18 protein-coding genes and 3 pseudogenes are annotated in these 18,604 nt (G+C 58.5%); 10 read left to right on the top strand and 11 right to left on the bottom strand.

Going from position 1 to position 18,604, the window contains the following annotated elements; genetic code table 11:
* Positions 1–953 precede the first annotated feature (953 nt).
* Complete coding sequence (locus tag OCK02_RS25520; RefSeq protein ID WP_263815474.1) at positions 954–1,259, bottom strand: hypothetical protein; 306 nt, start codon at positions 1,257–1,259, stop codon at positions 954–956.
* Between the two features lie 357 nt (positions 1,260–1,616).
* Here OCK02_RS25520 and OCK02_RS25515 point away from each other — a divergent pair, with 357 nt between their 5' ends.
* The gene (locus OCK02_RS25515) at positions 1,617–1,829 is read left to right on the top strand and encodes a hypothetical protein (protein WP_263815473.1); all 213 of its coding nucleotides are present in this window, start codon (positions 1,617–1,619) and stop codon (positions 1,827–1,829) included.
* A gap of 381 nt (positions 1,830–2,210) precedes the next feature.
* On the opposite strand, the gene OCK02_RS25510 is transcribed toward OCK02_RS25515, so the two are convergent.
* The gene (locus OCK02_RS25510) at positions 2,211–2,648 is read right to left on the bottom strand and encodes a GFA family protein (protein ID WP_263815472.1); all 438 of its coding nucleotides are present in this window, start codon (positions 2,646–2,648) and stop codon (positions 2,211–2,213) included.
* A 246-nt stretch (positions 2,649–2,894) separates the two neighbouring features.
* Between OCK02_RS25510 and OCK02_RS25505 the strand changes: the two genes are divergently transcribed.
* The 6 genes from OCK02_RS25505 to OCK02_RS25480 all read left to right on the top strand — a co-directional run bounded on the left by OCK02_RS25505 (position 2,895) and on the right by OCK02_RS25480 (position 6,722).
* Positions 2,895–3,164, top strand: coding sequence for a hypothetical protein (locus OCK02_RS25505; protein ID WP_263815471.1), 270 nt, complete (start codon positions 2,895–2,897; stop codon positions 3,162–3,164).
* A gap of 78 nt (positions 3,165–3,242) precedes the next feature.
* Complete coding sequence (locus OCK02_RS25500; RefSeq protein ID WP_263815470.1) at positions 3,243–3,524, top strand: hypothetical protein; 282 nt, start codon at positions 3,243–3,245, stop codon at positions 3,522–3,524.
* 1,048 nt (positions 3,525–4,572) lie between these two features.
* Positions 4,573–4,704 carry a hypothetical protein gene (locus OCK02_RS25495; RefSeq protein ID WP_263815469.1) on the top strand — a complete coding sequence of 44 codons (132 nt, stop codon included), beginning with the start codon at positions 4,573–4,575 and terminating at the stop codon, positions 4,702–4,704.
* 67 nt (positions 4,705–4,771) lie between these two features.
* Positions 4,772–5,131, top strand: coding sequence for a hypothetical protein (locus OCK02_RS25490; protein ID WP_263815468.1), 360 nt, complete (start codon positions 4,772–4,774; stop codon positions 5,129–5,131).
* Positions 5,132–5,442: 311 nt separating this feature from the next.
* Positions 5,443–6,333, top strand: a complete 891-nt coding sequence (locus tag OCK02_RS25485) for a sensor histidine kinase (RefSeq protein ID WP_263815467.1) — start codon at positions 5,443–5,445, stop codon at positions 6,331–6,333.
* A 5-nt stretch (positions 6,334–6,338) separates the two neighbouring features.
* Positions 6,339–6,722 carry a response regulator gene (locus OCK02_RS25480; RefSeq protein ID WP_263815466.1) on the top strand — a complete coding sequence of 128 codons (384 nt, stop codon included), beginning with the start codon at positions 6,339–6,341 and terminating at the stop codon, positions 6,720–6,722.
* Between the two features lie 932 nt (positions 6,723–7,654).
* On the opposite strand, the gene OCK02_RS25475 is transcribed toward OCK02_RS25480, so the two are convergent.
* Entirely contained in the window at positions 7,655–7,864 is a 210-nt protein-coding gene (locus OCK02_RS25475; protein ID WP_263815465.1) for a hypothetical protein, read from the bottom strand.
* A pseudogene (locus tag OCK02_RS26315) lies at positions 7,846–8,039 on the bottom strand (helix-turn-helix domain-containing protein); the annotation flags it as partial. The pseudogene OCK02_RS26315 and the gene OCK02_RS25475, both read right to left, overlap by 19 nt.
* A gap of 232 nt (positions 8,040–8,271) precedes the next feature.
* Here OCK02_RS26315 and OCK02_RS25470 point away from each other — a divergent pair.
* On the top strand, positions 8,272–8,652 hold the full coding sequence (locus OCK02_RS25470) for a low affinity iron permease family protein (protein WP_263815464.1): 381 nt from the start codon (positions 8,272–8,274) through the stop codon (positions 8,650–8,652).
* Positions 8,653–8,936: 284 nt separating this feature from the next.
* On the opposite strand, the gene OCK02_RS25465 is transcribed toward OCK02_RS25470, so the two are convergent.
* The gene (locus tag OCK02_RS25465) at positions 8,937–9,161 is read right to left on the bottom strand and encodes a hypothetical protein (protein ID WP_263815463.1); all 225 of its coding nucleotides are present in this window, start codon (positions 9,159–9,161) and stop codon (positions 8,937–8,939) included.
* Positions 9,162–9,207: 46 nt separating this feature from the next.
* Here OCK02_RS25465 and ligD point away from each other — a divergent pair.
* Both ligD and OCK02_RS25455 read left to right on the top strand, forming a co-directional pair.
* Positions 9,208–10,177 (top strand): annotated as a pseudogene (gene ligD, locus OCK02_RS25460) (non-homologous end-joining DNA ligase).
* Between the two features lie 280 nt (positions 10,178–10,457).
* Positions 10,458–11,153 carry a calcium-binding protein gene (locus OCK02_RS25455; RefSeq protein ID WP_263815462.1) on the top strand — a complete coding sequence of 232 codons (696 nt, stop codon included), beginning with the start codon at positions 10,458–10,460 and terminating at the stop codon, positions 11,151–11,153.
* A gap of 301 nt (positions 11,154–11,454) precedes the next feature.
* Here the strand turns inward: OCK02_RS25455 and OCK02_RS25450 are convergent, their stop codons facing one another.
* The 6 genes and pseudogenes from OCK02_RS25450 to OCK02_RS25425 all read right to left on the bottom strand — a co-directional run.
* Positions 11,455–11,871 carry an NUDIX hydrolase gene (locus OCK02_RS25450; RefSeq protein WP_263815461.1) on the bottom strand — a complete coding sequence of 139 codons (417 nt, stop codon included), beginning with the start codon at positions 11,869–11,871 and terminating at the stop codon, positions 11,455–11,457.
* 115 nt (positions 11,872–11,986) lie between these two features.
* A complete protein-coding gene (locus OCK02_RS25445) occupies positions 11,987–12,241 on the bottom strand; it encodes a hypothetical protein (protein ID WP_263815460.1) in 255 nt (84 codons plus the stop codon).
* 372 nt (positions 12,242–12,613) lie between these two features.
* Positions 12,614–13,726, bottom strand: coding sequence for an ABC transporter permease (locus OCK02_RS25440; protein ID WP_263815459.1), 1,113 nt, complete (start codon positions 13,724–13,726; stop codon positions 12,614–12,616).
* Position 13,727: 1 nt separating this feature from the next.
* On the bottom strand, positions 13,728–16,508 hold the full coding sequence (gene rbbA, locus OCK02_RS25435; RefSeq protein ID WP_263815458.1) for a ribosome-associated ATPase/putative transporter RbbA: 2,781 nt from the start codon (positions 16,506–16,508) through the stop codon (positions 13,728–13,730).
* A complete protein-coding gene (locus OCK02_RS25430; RefSeq protein ID WP_263815457.1) occupies positions 16,505–17,566 on the bottom strand; it encodes an HlyD family secretion protein in 1,062 nt (353 codons plus the stop codon). The genes rbbA and OCK02_RS25430 overlap by 4 nt, the downstream gene beginning before the upstream one ends.
* 178 nt (positions 17,567–17,744) lie before the next feature.
* Positions 17,745–18,530: pseudogene (locus OCK02_RS25425) on the bottom strand (IS3 family transposase); the annotation flags it as partial.
* Positions 18,531–18,604: the final 74 nt, after the last annotated feature.

Raw genomic sequence — 18,604 nt, 5'->3', positions numbered from 1 at the left:
CTTTGACAAACCGACCCTACCGGAAAAACACTGATGGCCACCGCTAACCTGCTACACCACTCCCTGGGACATCATCGGCTTTCGGCTTTTGCCAGTGGTCGCTCTTCATGGCGTATCACCTCCCGTACGTATTTGCTGAACCATAAGCGTTCGCACGGCCGCAGGTTCCACGCACCGACCGATTAATTTTCTAGACGTAGTGTGAGGGAAAACAACCGAGGAAGCAGACATAGCGTCGAAGGCCCCGCCGAAGAAACCCAAACAGCCATCGAGCCTCCGAAGATCGAAGTTCGAAAGACCTCTCGAACCCATACTATTCCTGCGCCCATGACGACGGCCGATCGAACCCGATGAAGATCCACGCGGAGATCACCATCCGGGAAAGGGCCATCGCCACCATGGCCGCCCGGAGGCACATCGATGAACACCAGGTTGCGGCCGCGGTAGAGCTCGCGGAGCGGTGGGGCTTTCGGATGTTGAAAAACCCCAAGTGTCGCCTGAAGGGCAGTGGTGCGCCGTTGTAGCGCGCATGATACCTAGGGATTGCATTGGTAATTCGCGCTCAAGGGGCTCGCTTCGGCGGATCCTCTTTTGTTTGCCCTCACTAGGGATTGCGGCCAACGCAACGATCGGCACCGCTCTCGTCATGAGAGCGGATACTTCAGCCTCACCAACCGACGCGAGGGACAAGGTCACACTCATAGCTGAGAACAAGCGCCGCCGCTCCGGGTTCGCAAATCCCCATGACATCGGCGCGAAGTGGGCAAGTCGGCTCTCACCCAAATGGGTGAATTCATTTGGCGTAGAAGCGTTCGTGAATCGTTCTAGAAATTCTTGACGATATCTATCAAGTTCACCCTGCGTTCGGGCGTTGTTCACGGAAACCTTTGCGAAGCACCGAACTATAGCCGTTCCAGTTGGGAGCTCAGCACTGAATCGCCAGCGAGCGATGGCTATTTGGTCGGTTTGACGAGCGAAATGACTCGCGGCGTGGATGGGGCATCCAGCCATTCGATCCAACTGTCTCTTTCCTCGATCGTGTCGAAGAACCGCCAGAGCCTGTACTCTTCTTCTGTTGTCTCCAGCATTTCTCCGACGGACACGAGTTCCAACGGTAGCGTCACCTCGTTACCGTCGAAGCGAACGAAATAGATGCCCTCGGTGGCAAGACGAATAACCTGGCCAGTGCCGTAGCTGCCGTCGGCATCGTCGAGCGTGAAGTACATGCCGGTTAAAGTGTCGATGATCTTGTCAGTCATAGGTTTGAGTCATTCAGATCGGGAGGACATCTAGCGCGTTTTAGCGGCCTAGGCGCATTCCGGTCAATCTGGATTAAAGACGCTCTCTTTTGGATCTACCTAGCCATCGGCGGGGATGCTGGCAGCAAAGACCAAAGCTGCAATTACTGCGCCTACAATCAGGACCACCAACATCACCTGTGTGCCATTGCGAATTGGGGCTACCTTCATCCAAACATAACGGCGTCAGGTGGGAGTGGTTCCGCCGCGTGGAACCAGATGCCCACCGACGCCGCATAAATCCGGATGGCCGGTCCAATCGGAACAAACGCCGATGCCAACGCCTTTCTGGTCTAGCGACAATGAAAGGTGCTCGACATGCAACAGACCCACGCAGCGGAGTTGGCAACGGAGTACGTCCGTCTAGGCGGTCAGAGGCGATCAAAGATCGACGATAACCACGTTACCACTCGAATATGGGAGCATGAAACCCCCGAGGCCGAAGCATTCTGGAAAGAACATATCGAGCCTTTGGATGAAAACCATCAGCGGGAAGTGATCACCCTTCTGCCGTCAATTTCCGAAGAGTAGGGCCGGGCCTCGCCTCTCCATCCCACGGCCGTTGCGCTATCGCACGACTGTTCGATTGTGGTCAGGCTTTAGACGTCGTCGATGTGCTGCCAGTTTTCGGAGAGCTCGCGTTCTTTGGCGGCCCTCACATGCTCAGCGGTTTCGGTGTCCTGAAAAGGACCCAGCGAACCGGTTTCGCCGTTGTCATCCCACTCTACCCAATGGCCCTGCTCATCCGACCGGATGACGACTGACAAATTTTCGCGACCGTTTGGCGTAGGTTTCCCCTAGATGTGTCGACGATAGCGGACCCGTTATCGGTCTGTAACACCTGCCCAGCTCTGACACGCTCGGTTGTGCACAGGCCACGGCGAAAAAACGGGAAAGACTGGCTTCAAACCGCTAACGTCGCTCTCTTGGCGTTCCGACTGAAGGATCCCGATCTCGCGTGTAGCGCACTTCGCGCGGTAGGTCGTCGCCCATCACAATGTAGGGAAGTCGAAGTTCCCAATACCCATGGGCTTGCGGCTCAAACCGTTCAGGAGCGTCCATAAAGCCCACGCAGATGTAAACGTCGTCGGAAAGCCCGTTATCAGTGTAGCTGATTGAAGTCCCGCATTTTCCGCAGAACGATCGCAAGACGCCGCGAGTTTTTGAATAGGTTGCTGGCTGTCCCTGGTCAAACGTCACTTGCGAGGATTTGTAACCTATCCAGATTGTCAAAGGGCTGCCGAGAGCCCGGCGACAATCGTCATCGTGATCGAAGCATATCCAAAACGGGTCGCCTTTGAACGTCGCTTCAATTGCGCCGCAGAAACAATGTCCGTGCTCCAATCTCATGGCTCACCTCACTGAATAGAGTGGGCGGAACGCACGTGACGGCTATTGGTTCAAGCGGCAGGGCATCGAAGTGGGCAGGCGAGTAGGTCGTCCCTTGGCACGTAACAACTACTACCGGTCCTCACACTGGCGAGCGAGACGGATGGCGCTGCATCGTACCTGGCTGCCAGACACCCGACACACCGTCTCACCTGCGACCACATCAAGCGTCGCCCGAACGTCGATCACCCGACAGCCTGGGACGTGATGAGCAACACCCGCACGCTCTGCGGCAACCACGACGCCCTCGTGAAGGAGACAGCGGCAGAAAAGCGCAGGCCGGACGGCACGCAGGACGAGGCGACGATCGCGCTGCCGGCCGGCACGGCGATAAGCTTCCGGGGTGAGACGTCTGTGACGGATGAAGACGATTTCGCCTTCACGACCCATATCCCCGGAACCTACGTGTTTAAGCTCTCGCCGCCGTTCCCCTACGTCCCGCGTACAATCATGATTGAGGCCACCGATGCGGTCTGATCTTCGTGACCTCCCAACGCTCAAGGCGAAACTGCAGGCGGATATCGATCGCAGCGCCGGGGAAATCCGGAGCAGGACATGATCTATCAGGAGACGCGGCGCGAGGGGGAAGCTCTGCAGGCTGATCCGGAGCAGACGCCACATCTTACGGCCGGGTCTGACGCGTTCGGTGTGACGCGCGTCGCGAAGGCAATCGAAATCCTCGCCCAGGCCGTCGCCTGGACCGCCGTCTCAACGATGACCGAGACGCCCCGACTTTCAGCAGGAGCCAGCGTCCAGGCCGCGTCCTCACCCTTTCTCGCCCGTGAAGCCGCTGTCGTCGACTGGTCCGATACCGCCGCCGTTGCGCCATCAGACTAATAAGGTCACGAGAAGTACGAATAACAAGGCCATTCCAAAGACCGAGAACTCCACAAATCCGTCATACATCGTGACATCCTCCGTGGGACAACGTCACTAAACGCTGTCATGCAACCCCGGTTCCCGAGCTGAACGAAAAAGTCATGCAGAGCGGGCAGCGAAAGAGCCCCGCGGGGGACCACGGGGCTCTCATACTCGCGCAACGCATCTCATCTGTCGAAGTGCCGGCCGACAGACCCTGATTAGGACGCGCGCGCTTGGATGAAGGATACACCCACCACACGCGCCACTCCACCGTCGAGCAGTTGCGTATAGCGTGGGGAAGGGAAAGCGCAGGTTCCCCTCTTGGCGGGAGGGAAGCCGGCGCGAGTGCTCGAAGTGCGGTCGAGCGCTGTGATTAGCCGGCCGTAAGGGCAGCAACGACGAGCCCAATTGGAAGTCCGACAGTGAACATTGTCGCTGCCACCACAAACGCCAATTTGAATAGCTTCGCGCGCCTGGCACGCTGACCGTCCCATTCATACGCCATCGCCGGACATTGAAACACCTCGCGTCGAAGGACGTCGAGTGCACCTGTGCAACACTTTCCAGGGATCGTCACTATGACCACGACCGTGCTGAACCTCCAGCGGCGTTTGCTGGCGTTCGGGTTCAATCCGGGCACGCCGCACGGAGCGCGGGCGCGCTTGAGGGAGAAGGGTGCTCCCACCCATACGCCCACCGGCATGGCAACCAGCCCCGCCGGGCGCAAGGCTATCAGGGCGCACGAGCGGAACGTCCTCACGGCCTATTCAGGCCCCGCGACGGGCGGAGAGCCGGGACCATCGGTGGGGGCCATACGAGTGCCGCCGGGCATCCTAAGGTCGTCAAGGGCATGACGATTGCCGCTCGGGCGCGGCCGATCAGTTCGGCGTGCGGGTGAAGGCGGCCGGCAAGACGATGCCGGGCCACGGAAAGCGCCGTGCATCTGAACGCGCCCTTTTTCCTCAAGCCCTGAAAGGACTGACCATGCAGAAGAGCTCGAAAGCCATCGCCGCCGCCGCTGGCGGTGCCGCCACCTGGAGCCATCGGCCTGCCGTTCATGTCCAAGGGCACGCCATGGTACGGCTACGTCGCGCTCAACGCCATCACGACGCTGCTGCCGGCGGTGGTGACGTATGTGGCCCGGGCAAAGCGCTAACGCCCGACCGGGTTCGCCCGGCCTCGCATCCGCACTTAACGACACGCATGGCATAGCGGGGGCGTAGATGGCCGAGGTTGATGCGATGGAATTCCCGAGACGAGCTTCGAAACGCGAGTTGAACCTCAACACTCTCATCCAGATCATCACGCTGCTTGCCATGTGCGTCGGCGGCGTGGCGATCTGGGTCGACAAGAGCCGGGATATCGAAGGACTTCAGGCTTGGCGCCAAGGCCACGAGACCCTCCACAAGGAGCGGCTCGTCGAGGTCAAGGCAAACGAGGCCCGAAATGAAGCCCGCTTCGCCAACATCGAATGCCAGGTTCGCAAGATCGACAATCTGGACTATCGCCTTACGGTGGCGGAGCCGCGACGGCGAATGCATCGACGGCGACGTGTGAGTTGCAGGACACCATCAACGATATGAACGGCGATATCCGAGTCGTGCGAGAGATCTTCCAGCGGATCGACGCGTCAATGGGCGACCCGCTGACAGATGAGGGTGCGATGTACTACCGGTCTCTGCTGGCGAACTCCGTGCCAATCTATGGAAATTTCTATGTGCTGACCTATCCTTTACTCCCCATAAATAGATGGCACGGACAGTGATCCACGAATCTATAAAAGTCTGCCCCGGAGTGCGAACCAGGAATGGTGTTGGAAGATCTATACCGCTTGCTGAGAAGTGGCCACGTTGAGGCACAAGGTGTCGTCGATACAATGACATAACCTGTCGTCGTGCTCGACAAGAGCTTTTGCGTGACGACGGCCAACAACTCCTTCCTCAAAGCCTTCCGGGTCGAGCGTGACGACGTTGTCGGCCAAAGCTTTTTTGAGCTGGGAAACAATCAGTGGGACATTTTTGAACTGCGACATCTCTTGGGATTGGTTGTTCCTAAGGCTGCGGCTGTCATCGGTTACGAAGTAACGCATAATTTCCCTACGATTGGTCGGCGAACCTTCTTGATTGATGCTCGCCGGCTTGTTCAGACGGACGACAACAGCAAAAGCATCCTTGTGATGTTTGACGACGTCACAGATCGGCGACGCCGGGATGCCGAGCAGGATTTTATTCTCTCCGAGATGCGACATCGGATGAAGAACCTCTTTGCTGTCGTGCGCGCTGTCGCCATGCAAACCAAGGCCGAAAACGAGGCCGTTACGACCTACCGCGATAGCCTCCTGGGAAGGCTTCAAGTTACACTGATCGCCCAGGAACTCGCCGCCAGCAGCGACGCGATCGATTTTGAAGAGTTACTCAGTAAGACGATTAGCGAACCGTTCGTGGGTCGCCTGCAATGCAGCGGGCCGCCCGTGCAGATGAGCAGTTCAACGGTGCTGACAGTCAGTATGATATTCCACGAACTTTGCACCAACGCCATTAAGTACGGCGCCTTCTCCGTCCCAGAGGGGAAGGTGCGCGTGACATGGTCGATCGAAACTGACGAGGAGGAACGAAAGCGTTTGAAGTGCGAATGGCGGGAGGAAGACGGGCCAGCCATCTCGACTCCCGAGCGCATAGGGTACGGGACAGAGCTGATTCAGAAAATGTCCGCCCATCTGCGGGGAGCGGTGGAACTAAACTATCCTCCGTCCGGTTTCACCGCACGGATAGAAATCCCGGTGTAAGGGCGATGACGGACCCAGATACCCAAGGCGACAACCGCAGTTTCTTGGTCCTGATCGTTGAGGACGAGTTCTTCATAGCATTGGAGCTTGAGTCTGCATTGATCGAGAGCGGATATAGTGTGCTAGGGCCGGCGACCTCCGTAAAGGCCGCCCTTGATATGCTGGCGCATCAGCGGCCGGATGGGGCAATTTTGGACGTACATCTGGGAAGGGAAATGGTTACTCCAGTCGCCCTGAAATTAAAGGCGATGGGCGTGCCATTCTTCCTTGCCAGTGCTAGTGATGCAGACGATCTCAATTGGGATGCTGCGCTTTCGGATGCGATGAATCTTGGTAAGCCGACAAATCTCAAGCGCCTCATTGGTGCGTTCGACAACCTTTCACGATGAACGCCATTCGTCGACATCCGAACCCATTTCTTTTCCCAGGTCATTGCATCTTGCAGGCCCAGGACAGGACAGCATCTGTTTTGCGATTATTCAGCACAGCAAGGATATGGTGATGGGCCAACGTGGCCATAGCAGTACAGGCTTCCACCTCGTCCCATCCCGCCTTCACGGCCTTCCAGACAAGGGGAGAAGAGAATGCCGAGCACAGCCATCCAGTCCATCATCGCCGCTCCACTGAAAGGGCTGGCGAGTTCACGGCTGTCAAAGAACGCTTCTCCGCGTACCTTTCGGCTCACTTCGCCTTGTATGATTTCATCACCACGCCCCGATCGAGGGCCATGATTTTCAGATGTACCCGATATTGGGGAAGCCGACGATGCGGCCGATCCGGACGGTGGGTTTCCAATACCCGCGCCGAGCGGCACGTCGTCAACGAGATAAAGGCTTGCCGGCGGTTCAACGTCTCAGGGAGCAAGCTTTCGTAGCTCCCGATTGCACTCCAGGAATCTGCCCGTCGCGTTGGGTGGAAACGACGGGCAGAGTCCCGTGTAGCGGAGAAAGGGGCACTGAACTCCGCGGTGTAGGAAACACTCTCGGGCTCCTGTTGTTCCTTAGTGAAGCGTTTATTTGCCATTGGTACTTCCCGCCATCCACCGGGCGATGCTCGAGGCAGGACCAGTCTATCGCACCTTTGCCGCGCTCGTAGCCGAAGCTTCCCGCTTCTTGCGGCCGGGATGCTGCGAGCAGTGCTCCTTGTGGACGCCCGCCGGCTTGTTGAGAGTTTGTCTTCTCGCCGCTCATCTTGGGAATTACTTGCGCCGCGCGCCGTGCACCTAGCGCGCTTCATGGACTTGCGACGACGTGGAGCGGTCGCCGCGAGCCCTGGTGCTGAAAGCCACGGGCTTACTTCGGCGTCGGCGTCTGAGCGCCCGCTAGTCCCTGTTGGCAACTTCCGAGTCACGTGCCATCACCCTGGCAAGCTTAAAAAGCGCCTCGCGCACGGTGTCATTCGGCAGCTGGTCGTAGAAGGTGGCCAGCCTGATCGCTCGCATGCTAAACGGGCGAACGGAAGCATTGTTGTGTTCAGTGGCAACGCCCTCGAAAAGCGTTGTCAGATCACAATGCAGCGTCTCGGCGATCATAACGAGCTTGCTCGCCGATATCCGATTGGTCCCCTTCTCATACTTCTGGACTTGCTGGAAAGTCCCCGAGTTGCGCGGCAACATACTCTTGGCTTATTCCAAGAAGACCACGAATTCTTCGCACATTCGCACCCACTGCGGCGTCGATTTGGTTGGCTCGGGTCTTATCATTCATTCTACTGGTCCTGTGTTCTGCCATTTACCCGACAGTTTGGCGGTCGTCCGACGTGCCGGCAGAAAGCCGCCGTAGTGGGGCACTCTGAGCCTGATCATTGTGAGGATGGCTTCCCGCTTATCCTCTGTAAGTGCGTCAGCATCTGGAGGGCCGGCACAATTTAACTCGTGGGCCCCAGCGACGGGAACCTGATCGCCAGCTTTTTTGTTTGACGCAGAAAGGAGTGCGCGCCATGGACAAGCACAAAATATCAAAGCACTTCACGAAATTCGCGACCAAGTTCGCCGACTGGTCTGGTCATCCAACCGCGTTTGTTTTAGCGGTCGCCATTGTTGTTGTGTGGGCGATTTCGGGACCGTTTTTTGCGTTTTCTCAAACGTGGCAGCTGGTCATAAATACGGGAACGACCATCATCACTTTTCTGATGGTGTTCGTCCTACAAAACTCGCAGGTCCGTGACAATAGAGCAATTCAGGCAAAACTGGACGAGTTGATCTTCGCGTCGCGCGCTCGGAACAGCTTTGTTGGAATCGAACACCTCGACGAAGAGCAGATCGAAGTGCTTATCCGTGAACTCGAGAAAAGGGCGAAAGGCTCTCGGTCCGAATCGTAAGGCTTTGTTTCTATCTGGATCTATCCTTCTGACGATCCCAGATCTCTTCGACCAACCGGGCGGCATCTGCTGCTGTAAGTGCCCAGCCGCTTTTAGGCAGCCAGTGCTTCCCGCTCTTCGGGTACTTCATCGCCCAGAACCATTTCCCGCCTTCAAGATCTGCAGATCGATGTAGATTCGTCCGATGCTGGTTTCGCCGTCGAATCCCTCGCGGTCGTCGTGGGGCTTGCCATCTATCCCGGTCTGGCCCCACGTCCGAACCCATCTGAATTTTGTCTGCCAAGTCACCGCTCTTCTGCACTCGCGCAATTGCCTCGTCCGTCTTCCTGTCCGCCTCTATCGCCAAGACGTGGTTGTCGGCAAGCGATAGCCCCACTCGCCCCTTCCTCGTCCCATCCGGCCTTCATCGCCCGCCCTATCAGATCTTGGATCTCGACTTCGCGCGCCTCTTCACAGTCCAGCAAGCGATCTAGTACCATCGTCTTAATCGGCGCGCGAATGTCGCTCATTTTTTCCTCCCGTGGAACGAAATGTCCACTGACGCGATAATGGTGAATGTCGAGACGTGGTTCCCCAGCCCAGGTGAAAGGCGACCCGATGCCAGAGCGCATCGAGCCCTGCCTCGCCCTGTTAGTTTCGAGACCGCCGGAGGGGCCGCATTGGTTTTTTGAGGTGAAGTGGGACGGTTACCGTCTGGCTATCCACAAGGAGCGAGACAGGGTCCGCATTTTAATGCGTGGTGGGCACGATTGGACTGATCGCTTCCCGGCAATCGCGGAGTCTGTCAAGCAGATGCCAGCAAACACTGATCCTGGACGGAGAGGCTGTCATTCTTGATGCTGGCGGCCGTTCGGACTTCGGTGCACTACAGCAGGCGCTTGGAGGGCGAGGCGGCAAGCGGCGAGCTGTCGAAGCGGTCTTCTATGCTTTCGACCTTCTCTATCTCAACGGGCACAATCTCACCGGCATGCCCCTGCACGATCGGCGCGCCATGCTTTCCACGATGCGCCGCGTCCCGGGCGGCGTGATCCGAATCTCGGAAGACATCGGCGACAATGGTTCGGAGCTGTTGGCATCCGCGTGCGCGATGGGCTTTGAAGGCATCATTGGCAAGGACGAAACTCGGCCCTACCGGTCCGGCCGGCGCGGTGACTGGGTGAAAGTCAAATGCGTTCAGAGCGAGGGCTTTGCCATCGTTGGGTACGAGCCTTCCCGAGACGCCATTGGCGGCATCGGTCGCCTGTTCTTGGCAGCGAGAAAGGGTGTCGACCTGCTGTACGTTGGCGGCGTGGGAACCGGTTTCACATCTCAATCCGGGACCGCTCTGCGCCGGCAGCTAGACGCGATTGCGATCCCCAAGCCGGCCATAAATGTCGGAAAGCGCAAGGGGGTCTTCGTCAGACCGGTTCTCGTTGCTGAGATCGAGTTTCGCGCTTGGACGGATGATGGCAAACTTCGTCACTCGTCTTTCAAGGGCCTTCGCGAAGAAGCGGATGCAACCGCGATCTTTCAGGTGCCTGACTAACTGCGGCAGAGGATGGCGAAGCAATGGCCAAAGAAGTCCCTTCGCCGTCCTCCTGCGCCCGGCGAGTGGGAGGAGACCCGCTGGCTGCCGGCGGTCTCACGAGAGATATCCGCTGCCGCCGGAGTTTCAATGATTGCGAAGCGAGCGTGAGCCGCCCGAATGCGCTGTCATCGACGTCCAATTCCTCAATTGGTGGAGTGAACGGCGGCTTTTAGTATCGGTTGAAGGACTATTGCGACGCCCTAATTTTTCCTTCCGTCTTTCCATGGAGGATAGTGTGATGGTCCACAAGATAGGCACCTCTGCCAGCGAAACGCTCAAGGGTACGGGAGACAAGGATCGTCTCGAAGGCCGTGGGGGCAACGATAGGTTGTTCGGATTTGACGGCCAAGACAGGCTCCAGGGCGGCGACGACAAGGACTTCCTTTATGGCGGCGGCAGCGCGGACAGGCTGCAGGGCGGTGCCGGGGTCGACTTCCTATACGGTGCCGGCGGCGCTGATCGGCTGGAGGGAGACCGAGGCAACGATTTCCTGTACGGGTCCGACGGAACCGACGAACTGCGGGGCGGCAAGGGCAATGACCGTTTGAGCGGCGGTGACGGCGCGGACAAGCTTCGCGGGGACATCGGTCGGGACAAGCTCTATGGCGGCGATGGTGCCGACAGGTTCATCTTCAAGACGGTCGCGGAATCGACGGTCGGCTCTTCGGGGCGCGATACGATCTACGACTTTAGCCTCGATGGCGGCGACAGGATCGACGTGTCTTCTATCGATGCCAACTCGGAATCATCCGGAAACCAAGCTTTCAAGTTCATCCACGATGCCGATTTTCACAACAAGGCGGGTGAACTTCGCTATGAAATTCGCTCCGACGATACGTTCGTCTATGCCGACCGCAACGGCGACGGAAAAGCAGACTTTTCTGTCCGGCTCGACGACGAGCTGCATCTTGAAAAGGGCGACTTCATTCTCTGAATGACGTGCATGTTGTTTATAAGGGTGACCAGCCGAGGGCCGTGTTTCACCTCCGCTGGCTTTCCGGGCTGTGCCCGTACCGGCGCTGAATGCGCGCCGTTGGGCCGAAGGGATCAGCCCAAAAACGGAACGATCGGGGACGAGAAAGGTTCCTTTGCGGAACAAAATGTCAGATCGTGCGAAAGGCGTGTTCGCACCGATTCCCGTGGAGGAGGGGAGTTTCGAGCTTGGACATATGAGGGGAAGCTTCGGCGCCCTCGATCTACCTGATCCCATGTCGCCTTTTGGCCCGAAGCCGTCATCAGGCCATCTTAAGTCGGGCTGCATCCAAGACGGCAAGTACATCGAAACCTGTTGCTAGATCGAGCGATTTAGCCTCAGCCGGGGTGACCCATCTCGCCTCTCGGACACCATCTCCCGCGACCAATTCACCCGTTTCGAAGTGACATGAAACAGCGATAATCACGAAATGAAAACGGGTATTGCCATTGCTCTCCCTCTCGATTGCGTCGACCGCAGTGATGATGTCACCCGCGTGCGCTGACAGACCTGTTTCCTCCACCAATTCGCGACAGACCGCTTCGCATATGGTTTCGCCAGTCTCAATCTTCCCGGCTGGAAAGCTCCATCGTCCGGCGTCGGGTTCCTTCGACCGTCGAATCATCAAAACTTTCTCGTCCCGGAAGAGGATTGCCATCGCCCCCACGACTGGTTTCATTGGCTGCCCACCCTCTATCACAAACTACCTAGGCGTCCGTCGGACCGCTGCTTTCGTTTACTGCACAGCCGCAAGCGTCCAGGTGCAAACGCTGAAGATGATACCGGCCAGTCGCTCAAGCCGTCTCCTCCGTCTCTCCGCTCGGCCTCAGATGCTGTTCGATCAATTCCCGCGCCGCTGTGAACACGCCGCTATCGTCGTCGCCCTGGGCTTCCTCAGGTGATAGCAGGGCCTGCTCGCATATTTCCCGCTCTGCTTCGTCGCTAACCGCACCGATCCGTCGAAGGTGCTGCATTAAGGTGGCGAATGTGGCCGAGTTCGAAAGTGCTACCGCGCCGGCGGACAGATTGGCTGGGTCGCGCTTTGCCATCGGTTCCCCCTCTCGGCTGGCCTCGGATTCGATGTTCTGCCCGCAACCTGCCATGGCACGGTGAGGAGTCAAGCGGCTCCACCCCGCGGGACGTCTCGCGGCCGGTATGTTTGCAACGAGAGAACGATAGATGGCCCATTATTTTTGGTCCATCCCCGCCATGGCCAATCTCGATGCGAAGCTGTCCTACCGGAACGCTGCTAGGGTCAACTCAGGTTCCCGTCAAACGGCCGCGAGCAGTCAATCCTATCGACAGAGCCGGTCTGCGGCTGCTCCCCTGATCCACCATCTGGGAAAATGGGGATGGTCACTTCGCCGGATCTGCAGTTTGCGTCCCGTTGTCCAGCGCCGCCGAAAGCGGGGGGCAGTTCACTACCGCAAAAATTGCCGAAAACGCTGCAGTGAGAAATAGAAGAAGATCACGCCTATGAGCGCAAGTGCGGCAAATTGCGGCCAGACGACCGAGAAGCCGGCACCCCGAAACAGGATCGCCTGAGCGAGGATGACGAAATGCGTGTTTGGCGCGAAGAGCATCAGATTCTGAATGATATCGGGCATGCTCTCGCGCGGCGTCATCGCACCGGAAAGTACCTGCAAGGGCAGAAGAACCAGCATCAGCAGCAGGCCAAACTGCGGCATGGTACCGGCGATCGTTGCCAGGAAGATGCCCATGCAGGTGGTGGCGAAAAGCTGAAGGGCGGTGCCTGCCAGAAACAGCAGCAGCGATCCCTCGATCGGCACCTGGAGGATCCGTTCGACGACGATGGTGATCGAGAGGCCAGAAGCAACCAGTACCACGAGACCCATCGACCAAATCTTGCTGATCATGATTTCGACCGGGGTTACCGGCATCACCAGGAGATGCTCGATCGTGCCATGTTCGCGCTCGCGGATAAGCGCGGCTCCCGTCAGGATAATCGACAGCATTGTAATCGACGTAATCACGTTCGATACGGGCATGAACCAGCCCTTATCGAGCTGCGGATTGAAACGTGCGCGCAGCACCAGGTCGACCGGAACACTCGAGGATCCGCGATAGCGGTTGAGGTACTCGTCGATCTCATCGGAAACGATCGACTGGACGTAGCCGCCACCGGTGAACGCCTGGGACATGCGTGTTGCATCGATGTTGAGCTGGATCGACGGTGCCTTCTTCGCCAGAAGATCGCGCTGAAAATTTGGCGGAATGTTGAGCGCAAACGTGTCGAGACCCGCATTCATGCGGCTATCCATCTCGGACTGGTTGATCAGCTTCGGAACGGAGAAATAGGGTGGATAGAACGCAGTTATGATGCGGGACGATACCGGCGACTCGTCCTCGTCGACAATCGCGATCGCTGCGTGGTTAAGCGAATCCGGGGTTGCGTTCGACGCTGTATAGATTGACAGCGAGAACGAGTAGATAATGAGGATCAGCAGTACCGGATCCCGCAGCAAGCCGCGCAGTTCCTTGATCCCCAACTGAAAGACATTCGCCCGCCGCATGTCAGGTCGCCTGCTTCTTGAGGAATGCCGCGCCGAGGCCGAGCAAAACTGGGATCGCGATCAGAATAGGCACGAAGGAAGGACCGAGATCGGCGAAATCGAGCGCCTTGGAAAACGACCCGCGCGAGATTGTCACGAAATAGGTCGTCGGGAAAATATTGCCGACGACAGCACCGAAACCCTGCAGCGATGACACCGGATCGATCATCCCCGAATACTGAACGGCGGGTATCATGGTGATCAGCGCCGTGCCGAAAATCGCGGCGATCTGGCTATTGATGAAGGTCGAGATGACGAGGCCGATGCTTGTCGTCACAATGACGTAAAGCAGCGCCGCTGTTCCGAAAACAAGGAAGCTGCCCGTGAAGGGAACCTGGAAAACGAAAATCGCAAAAGCCGTCATGATCACGACGTTAAACGCGGCAAGCACGACGTAGGGCAACTGCTTACCGATCAGAAACTCGAAGCGCGTCACCGGTGTCACATAGAAATTGACGATCGAGCCAAGCTCTTTTTCTCGCACGACGCTGAGGACCGTGAGCATCGACGGGATCATCAAAAGCAGGATTGGCATCACGGCAGGAACAATGGCGACCAAGCTTTGGACGTCGGGATTGTACCGGTATCGAATCTCAAGCTGATAATTGCCGACGCTCGCGGCATCGCCATAAAGCTGGCGGGCCTTCTGCGTTAGCCAAGTGGCGTGCATGCCCTGCACATAGCCGCGCACTGTTTCCGCGCGGGTCGGCATTGCGCCGTCGATCCAGGCGCTGACTTCGGCATTGTGTCCACGCGCCACGTCGCGACCGAAGCCGGGCGGAATTTCGATCGCAAGGCTGATCTCGCCGTTGCGCATCCGCCGGTCCATATCGGCGTAATCGGTGATGGGCGGTTGTTCGATGAAATACCGTGAGCCTGCGATTTGCTGGGCATAGTCACGGCTGATTGTGGTGTCGTCGCGGTCGAGAACGGCGAAGGTCAGGTCCTCGACATCCATGTTGATGCCGTAGCCGATGACGAGCATTAGGATGAGGCTGCCGATCAACGCGAGCGTGGCGCGGATCGGATCGCGCTGGAGTTCCAGCGTCTCTCGCTTCGTATAGGCAAACATCCGCCCGAAATCGAAGAAACGTTTCGTTTGCGCCTCCACGGCCGCGGCATCCTGGACTGGCAGCGGCTGCTGCGCGGGGGCGGCAGCCTGCGTGGCCTTGGCGTCCGGTTCGCCGATCGCGTCCTCCAGATATTCGACGAAAGCCTGCTCGAGCGTATCCGCACCTCGCTTCCTGACGATGTTTTCCGGGCTGTCACTGATCAGCACCTTGCCGGCATGCATCAGCGAAATGCGGTCGCAAAGGGCCGCTTCGTTCATGAAATGGGTCGAGACGAAGATCGTGACATTGTCCTTGCGCGACAGGTCGGCCAGGATTTCCCAGAACCCGTCGCGCGCCACAGGGTCGACACCGGAGGTCGGCTCGTCGAGGATGAGGATCTCGGGCGAGTGGACCATGGCCACCGCTAGCGAAAGGCGCTGGCGGATGCCGAGCGGCAGGGCGTCCGGCATCGTATCCATCACCTCGGTCAGATCGAAGTGGGTCGCCACGAAGGATATTCGATCCGGAATGCTCGCAGGCGGCATTTCGAACAAACGGGCATGCAGCTCAAGGTTCTGCCGAACCGAAAGCTCGGTATAGAGTGAGAAGGCTTGCGACATGTAGCCGATGCGCCGCCGCACGGCCATGTCGTTCGAATCCACCGCCTTGCCGAACAGCCGCGCCGTGCCTTCGCTGGCTGGCAGCAGGCCCGTCAGCATCTTCATGGTCGTTGTCTTGCCGCAGCCGTTGGAGCCGAGAAAGCCGAAGATTTCGCCGCGCGGGATACGAAAACTGACGTCACTGACGGCGGTGAAGTCACCGAAGCGCATGGTCAGGTGCTCGGCCTCTATCGCGATCTCCTCGTCGGCTTCGACTTTGCGCGGTGGGATGGTCAGTTCGACATGGCCGTGGCGCCTTTCTTCCGGCAGAAGCGCTACGAAGGCGGCATCGAGGTTGGGCGTGACCGTCCGTTGCAAGAGTTCGGCGGTTGTGCCCGTCGCCAAGACCTTGCCGGCGTCCATTGCTACCAGCCAATCGAAGCGCGCCGCCTCTTCCATGTAGGCGGTCGAGACGATCACGCTCATGCCGGCGCGCTCCTCGCGGATCGCGTCGATCAACTCCCAGAACTGCCGCCGTGACAGCGGGTCAACCCCGGTCGTCGGCTCGTCGAGTATCAGAAGGTCGGGATCGTGGATCAGCGCGCAACACAGCCCGAGCTTCTGCTTCATGCCTCCAGACAGCTTGCCAGCGGGACGATCGGCGAAGGGGGAAAGCCCCGTGCTTTTCAATAGTGCGGCGATGCGTGTTTTGCGCTCCTGCGCGCTTTGGCCGAAGAGCCCGCCGAAAAAATCTGCATTCTCGAAGACCGACAGCGTCGGATAGAGGTTCTTGCCGAGCCCTTGGGGCATGAAGGCGATGCGCGGCGAGGTGAGACGGCGATGCCGCGCGTCGGCGACGTCGCCGCCGAGCACTTCGATATGCCCTTCCTGCATTGCGCGCGCACCGGCGATCAACGAGAGTAGGGTCGATTTGCCGACACCATCTGGACCAATCAGCCCAATCATGCGTCCTGCCGGAATATCAAGGGTTATCTGATCCAGCGCTCGCGTCTTGCCATAGGACAAGCCGACTCCCTGCAGCCTGGCGACGGATTCGAGCGGTGCCGCCTGCTCCGCCGGAAGCCCCGTCATTTTACGATGTTTCCAAGTGATGCCGGCCATTCAGCGTCAGGTGCGATCTTGACATAGGCCAGGCCCGGCAGACCCGTCTTTACCTGTTTGATGTACTGTTTCAACAATTCGGGCTCGATACGCGCCTTGATGCGGAACATCAGCTTGAGCCTCTCCTCCTGCGTCTCGACCGTCTTCGGCGTGAACTGGGCAACATCGGCGACGAATGTTGCCTTTGCCGGGATCACGTATTGCGGAATGGCGTCTAGCACGAGGCGCACTTCACTGCCGAGCGCGACTCGGCCTGCCTGCTCCGTCGGCAGGAAAAAAGTCATTGAAACGTCGCTCAAGTCGACAAGGTTCAAGACGCGGCCACCGGACGAAAGCACCTCACCCGGCTGGGCGACGCGATATTGGACGCGGCCCGCACGTGGCGAGCGAAGCACGCTGTCGTTCAGGTCTGCATCGATGCTCTCGATTGCAGCCTCCGCGGATTCCACCGCCGCCTTTGCATCGACCACCTGGGCATTCGCCGAGCTTACGGCAGCTTCGGCTGCAGCGTGCTGAGCCTTGGCCGCAGCGACCGCCGCAACGGCTGCCTGATAATTGGCGCGATCGTCGTCCAGAATCTGCTGGGAGACGGTGTTAGTCTTGAGTAATTGCTCCGAACGGTTCCGCCGCGTCAGCGCGGCATCTTCTTCGGCCTCGCGCTGGGCGATCACGGCAACGGCTGCCTCGAGTTGCGCCTGCTGCTGCCGGACCAGGCTCGCAGCGGTCTCGACTCCAATCTTGGCGCGCGCGAGTTCCGCCTGCGCCTGACGGTGCTTCGCCTGGAGCTGTGCCGTATCCATCCGCGCCAGCTCTTGCCCGGCCTCGACGAAGTCGCCCTCATTCACCAAAATATCGGCGATGCGTCCGGCAATCTTGGTCGACACGTCGATTTCGACCGCCTCAATGCGACCGTTGCCGCTGGCGATACCGGCGGGCAGATCAGAACCACGGAGGCTTGACCATGCATAATACGCCAACCCCGCGACGATGGTGACCAAAACGGCGATAATCCAGCCTTGTCTGCTCATTAGGTGAGGTCCCTCCGATAGGCCGTTCCGGACAAAGGATTTAAGTCTTGAGCGTCGGGTGCGAACGCGCACAAAGATATAAGCAAGGCATAAATTTAATGCACTACCAAACATCACAGAGGTGGCTCGGTTTGTCTGAACAGTTTCGGGCGTTTTGTTAAGTGGATTTCCGCCTCGATTATGCTGCCACCATCATCGGTGTCAGCGCATTGAAGTAAGCTCGATCCGGCGTCTGCCGGTCAAGGGATGAATGTGGGCGTCGGCTGTTGTAGAAGCTCAGATATCGGCCGATGGCAGCGCGGGCCTCGGATACGGTCTTGTAGGCGTGGAGATAGACCTCCTCGTATTTGATCGACCGCCAGAGCCGCTCGACGAAGACATTATCCCGCCACGCGCCCTTGCCGTCCATCGAGATGGCGATCTCAGCTTTCTTCAGCACCGCCGTGAAGTCCACTGAGGTGAACTGCGATCCCTGGTCGGTGTTGAAGATGTCGGGTTTGCCATGACGGGCAAGTGCCTCCTCCACCGCTTCGATGCAGAAAGCGGCTTCCATCGTGATCGACAGCCGCCACGACAGAACCCTTCGGCTGAACCAGTCCACAACGGCGCAGAGATAGACGAATCCGCGAGCCATTGGAACATACGTTATGTCCATTGCCCATACCTGGTTGGGCCGGGTGACCGCCAGCTTTCGCAGGAGGTAGGGATAGATTTTGTGACCTGGCGTTGGTTTGGAGGTGTTCGGGCGACGGTAGATCGCCTCGATGCCCATCTTCTTCATCAGCGTGGCGACGTGCAGCCGCCCAGTTTCCAGCCCTTCTCCCCTCAAGAGCCCTTGCAACATCCGACTTCCGGCAAAAGGGTAGTCGAGATGCAGTTCGTCGATCCGCCGCATCAGGGCAAGATCGTCCTCCGACACTGGACGTGGAGAATAGTAGACGCTGCCACGGCTGAAGCCGAGAAGATGATGTCCCAGGGAGTGGTGTAGCAGGTTAGCGGTGGCCATCAGTGTTTTTCCGGTAGGGTCGGTTTGTCAAA

This window comes from Rhizobium sp. TRM96647, assembly GCF_025780115.1.
Classification (GTDB): Bacteria; Pseudomonadota; Alphaproteobacteria; order Rhizobiales; family Rhizobiaceae; genus Mycoplana.
Note: the sequence above shows the minus strand (reverse complement) of the source record. Positions and strands in the feature narration are given on the sequence as shown.

Excerpts from the sequence above, each read along its gene's own strand:
- OCK02_RS25450 (WP_263815461.1), bottom strand. The coding sequence starts at position 11,871 with ATGAAACCAGTCGTGGGGGCGATGGCAATCCTCTTCCGGGACGAGAAA.
- OCK02_RS25455 (WP_263815462.1), top strand. The coding sequence starts at position 10,458 with ATGGTCCACAAGATAGGCACCTCTGCCAGCGAAACGCTCAAGGGTACG.
- OCK02_RS25490 (WP_263815468.1), top strand. The coding sequence starts at position 4,772 with ATGGCCGAGGTTGATGCGATGGAATTCCCGAGACGAGCTTCGAAACGC.
- OCK02_RS25470 (WP_263815464.1), top strand. The coding sequence starts at position 8,272 with ATGGACAAGCACAAAATATCAAAGCACTTCACGAAATTCGCGACCAAG.
- OCK02_RS25475 (WP_263815465.1), bottom strand. The coding sequence starts at position 7,864 with ATGATCGCCGAGACGCTGCATTGTGATCTGACAACGCTTTTCGAGGGC.
- OCK02_RS25430 (WP_263815457.1), bottom strand. The coding sequence starts at position 17,566 with ATGAGCAGACAAGGCTGGATTATCGCCGTTTTGGTCACCATCGTCGCG.
- OCK02_RS25480 (WP_263815466.1), top strand. The coding sequence starts at position 6,339 with ATGACGGACCCAGATACCCAAGGCGACAACCGCAGTTTCTTGGTCCTG.
- OCK02_RS25440 (WP_263815459.1), bottom strand. The coding sequence starts at position 13,726 with ATGCGGCGGGCGAATGTCTTTCAGTTGGGGATCAAGGAACTGCGCGGC.
- OCK02_RS25510 (WP_263815472.1), bottom strand. The coding sequence starts at position 2,648 with ATGAGATTGGAGCACGGACATTGTTTCTGCGGCGCAATTGAAGCGACG.
- OCK02_RS25500 (WP_263815470.1), top strand. The coding sequence starts at position 3,243 with ATGATCTATCAGGAGACGCGGCGCGAGGGGGAAGCTCTGCAGGCTGAT.
- OCK02_RS25520 (WP_263815474.1), bottom strand. The coding sequence starts at position 1,259 with ATGACTGACAAGATCATCGACACTTTAACCGGCATGTACTTCACGCTC.
- OCK02_RS25505 (WP_263815471.1), top strand. The coding sequence starts at position 2,895 with ATGAGCAACACCCGCACGCTCTGCGGCAACCACGACGCCCTCGTGAAG.
- OCK02_RS25465 (WP_263815463.1), bottom strand. The coding sequence starts at position 9,161 with ATGAGCGACATTCGCGCGCCGATTAAGACGATGGTACTAGATCGCTTG.
- OCK02_RS25515 (WP_263815473.1), top strand. The coding sequence starts at position 1,617 with ATGCAACAGACCCACGCAGCGGAGTTGGCAACGGAGTACGTCCGTCTA.
- rbbA (WP_263815458.1), bottom strand. The coding sequence starts at position 16,508 with ATGACGGGGCTTCCGGCGGAGCAGGCGGCACCGCTCGAATCCGTCGCC.
- OCK02_RS25445 (WP_263815460.1), bottom strand. The coding sequence starts at position 12,241 with ATGGCAAAGCGCGACCCAGCCAATCTGTCCGCCGGCGCGGTAGCACTT.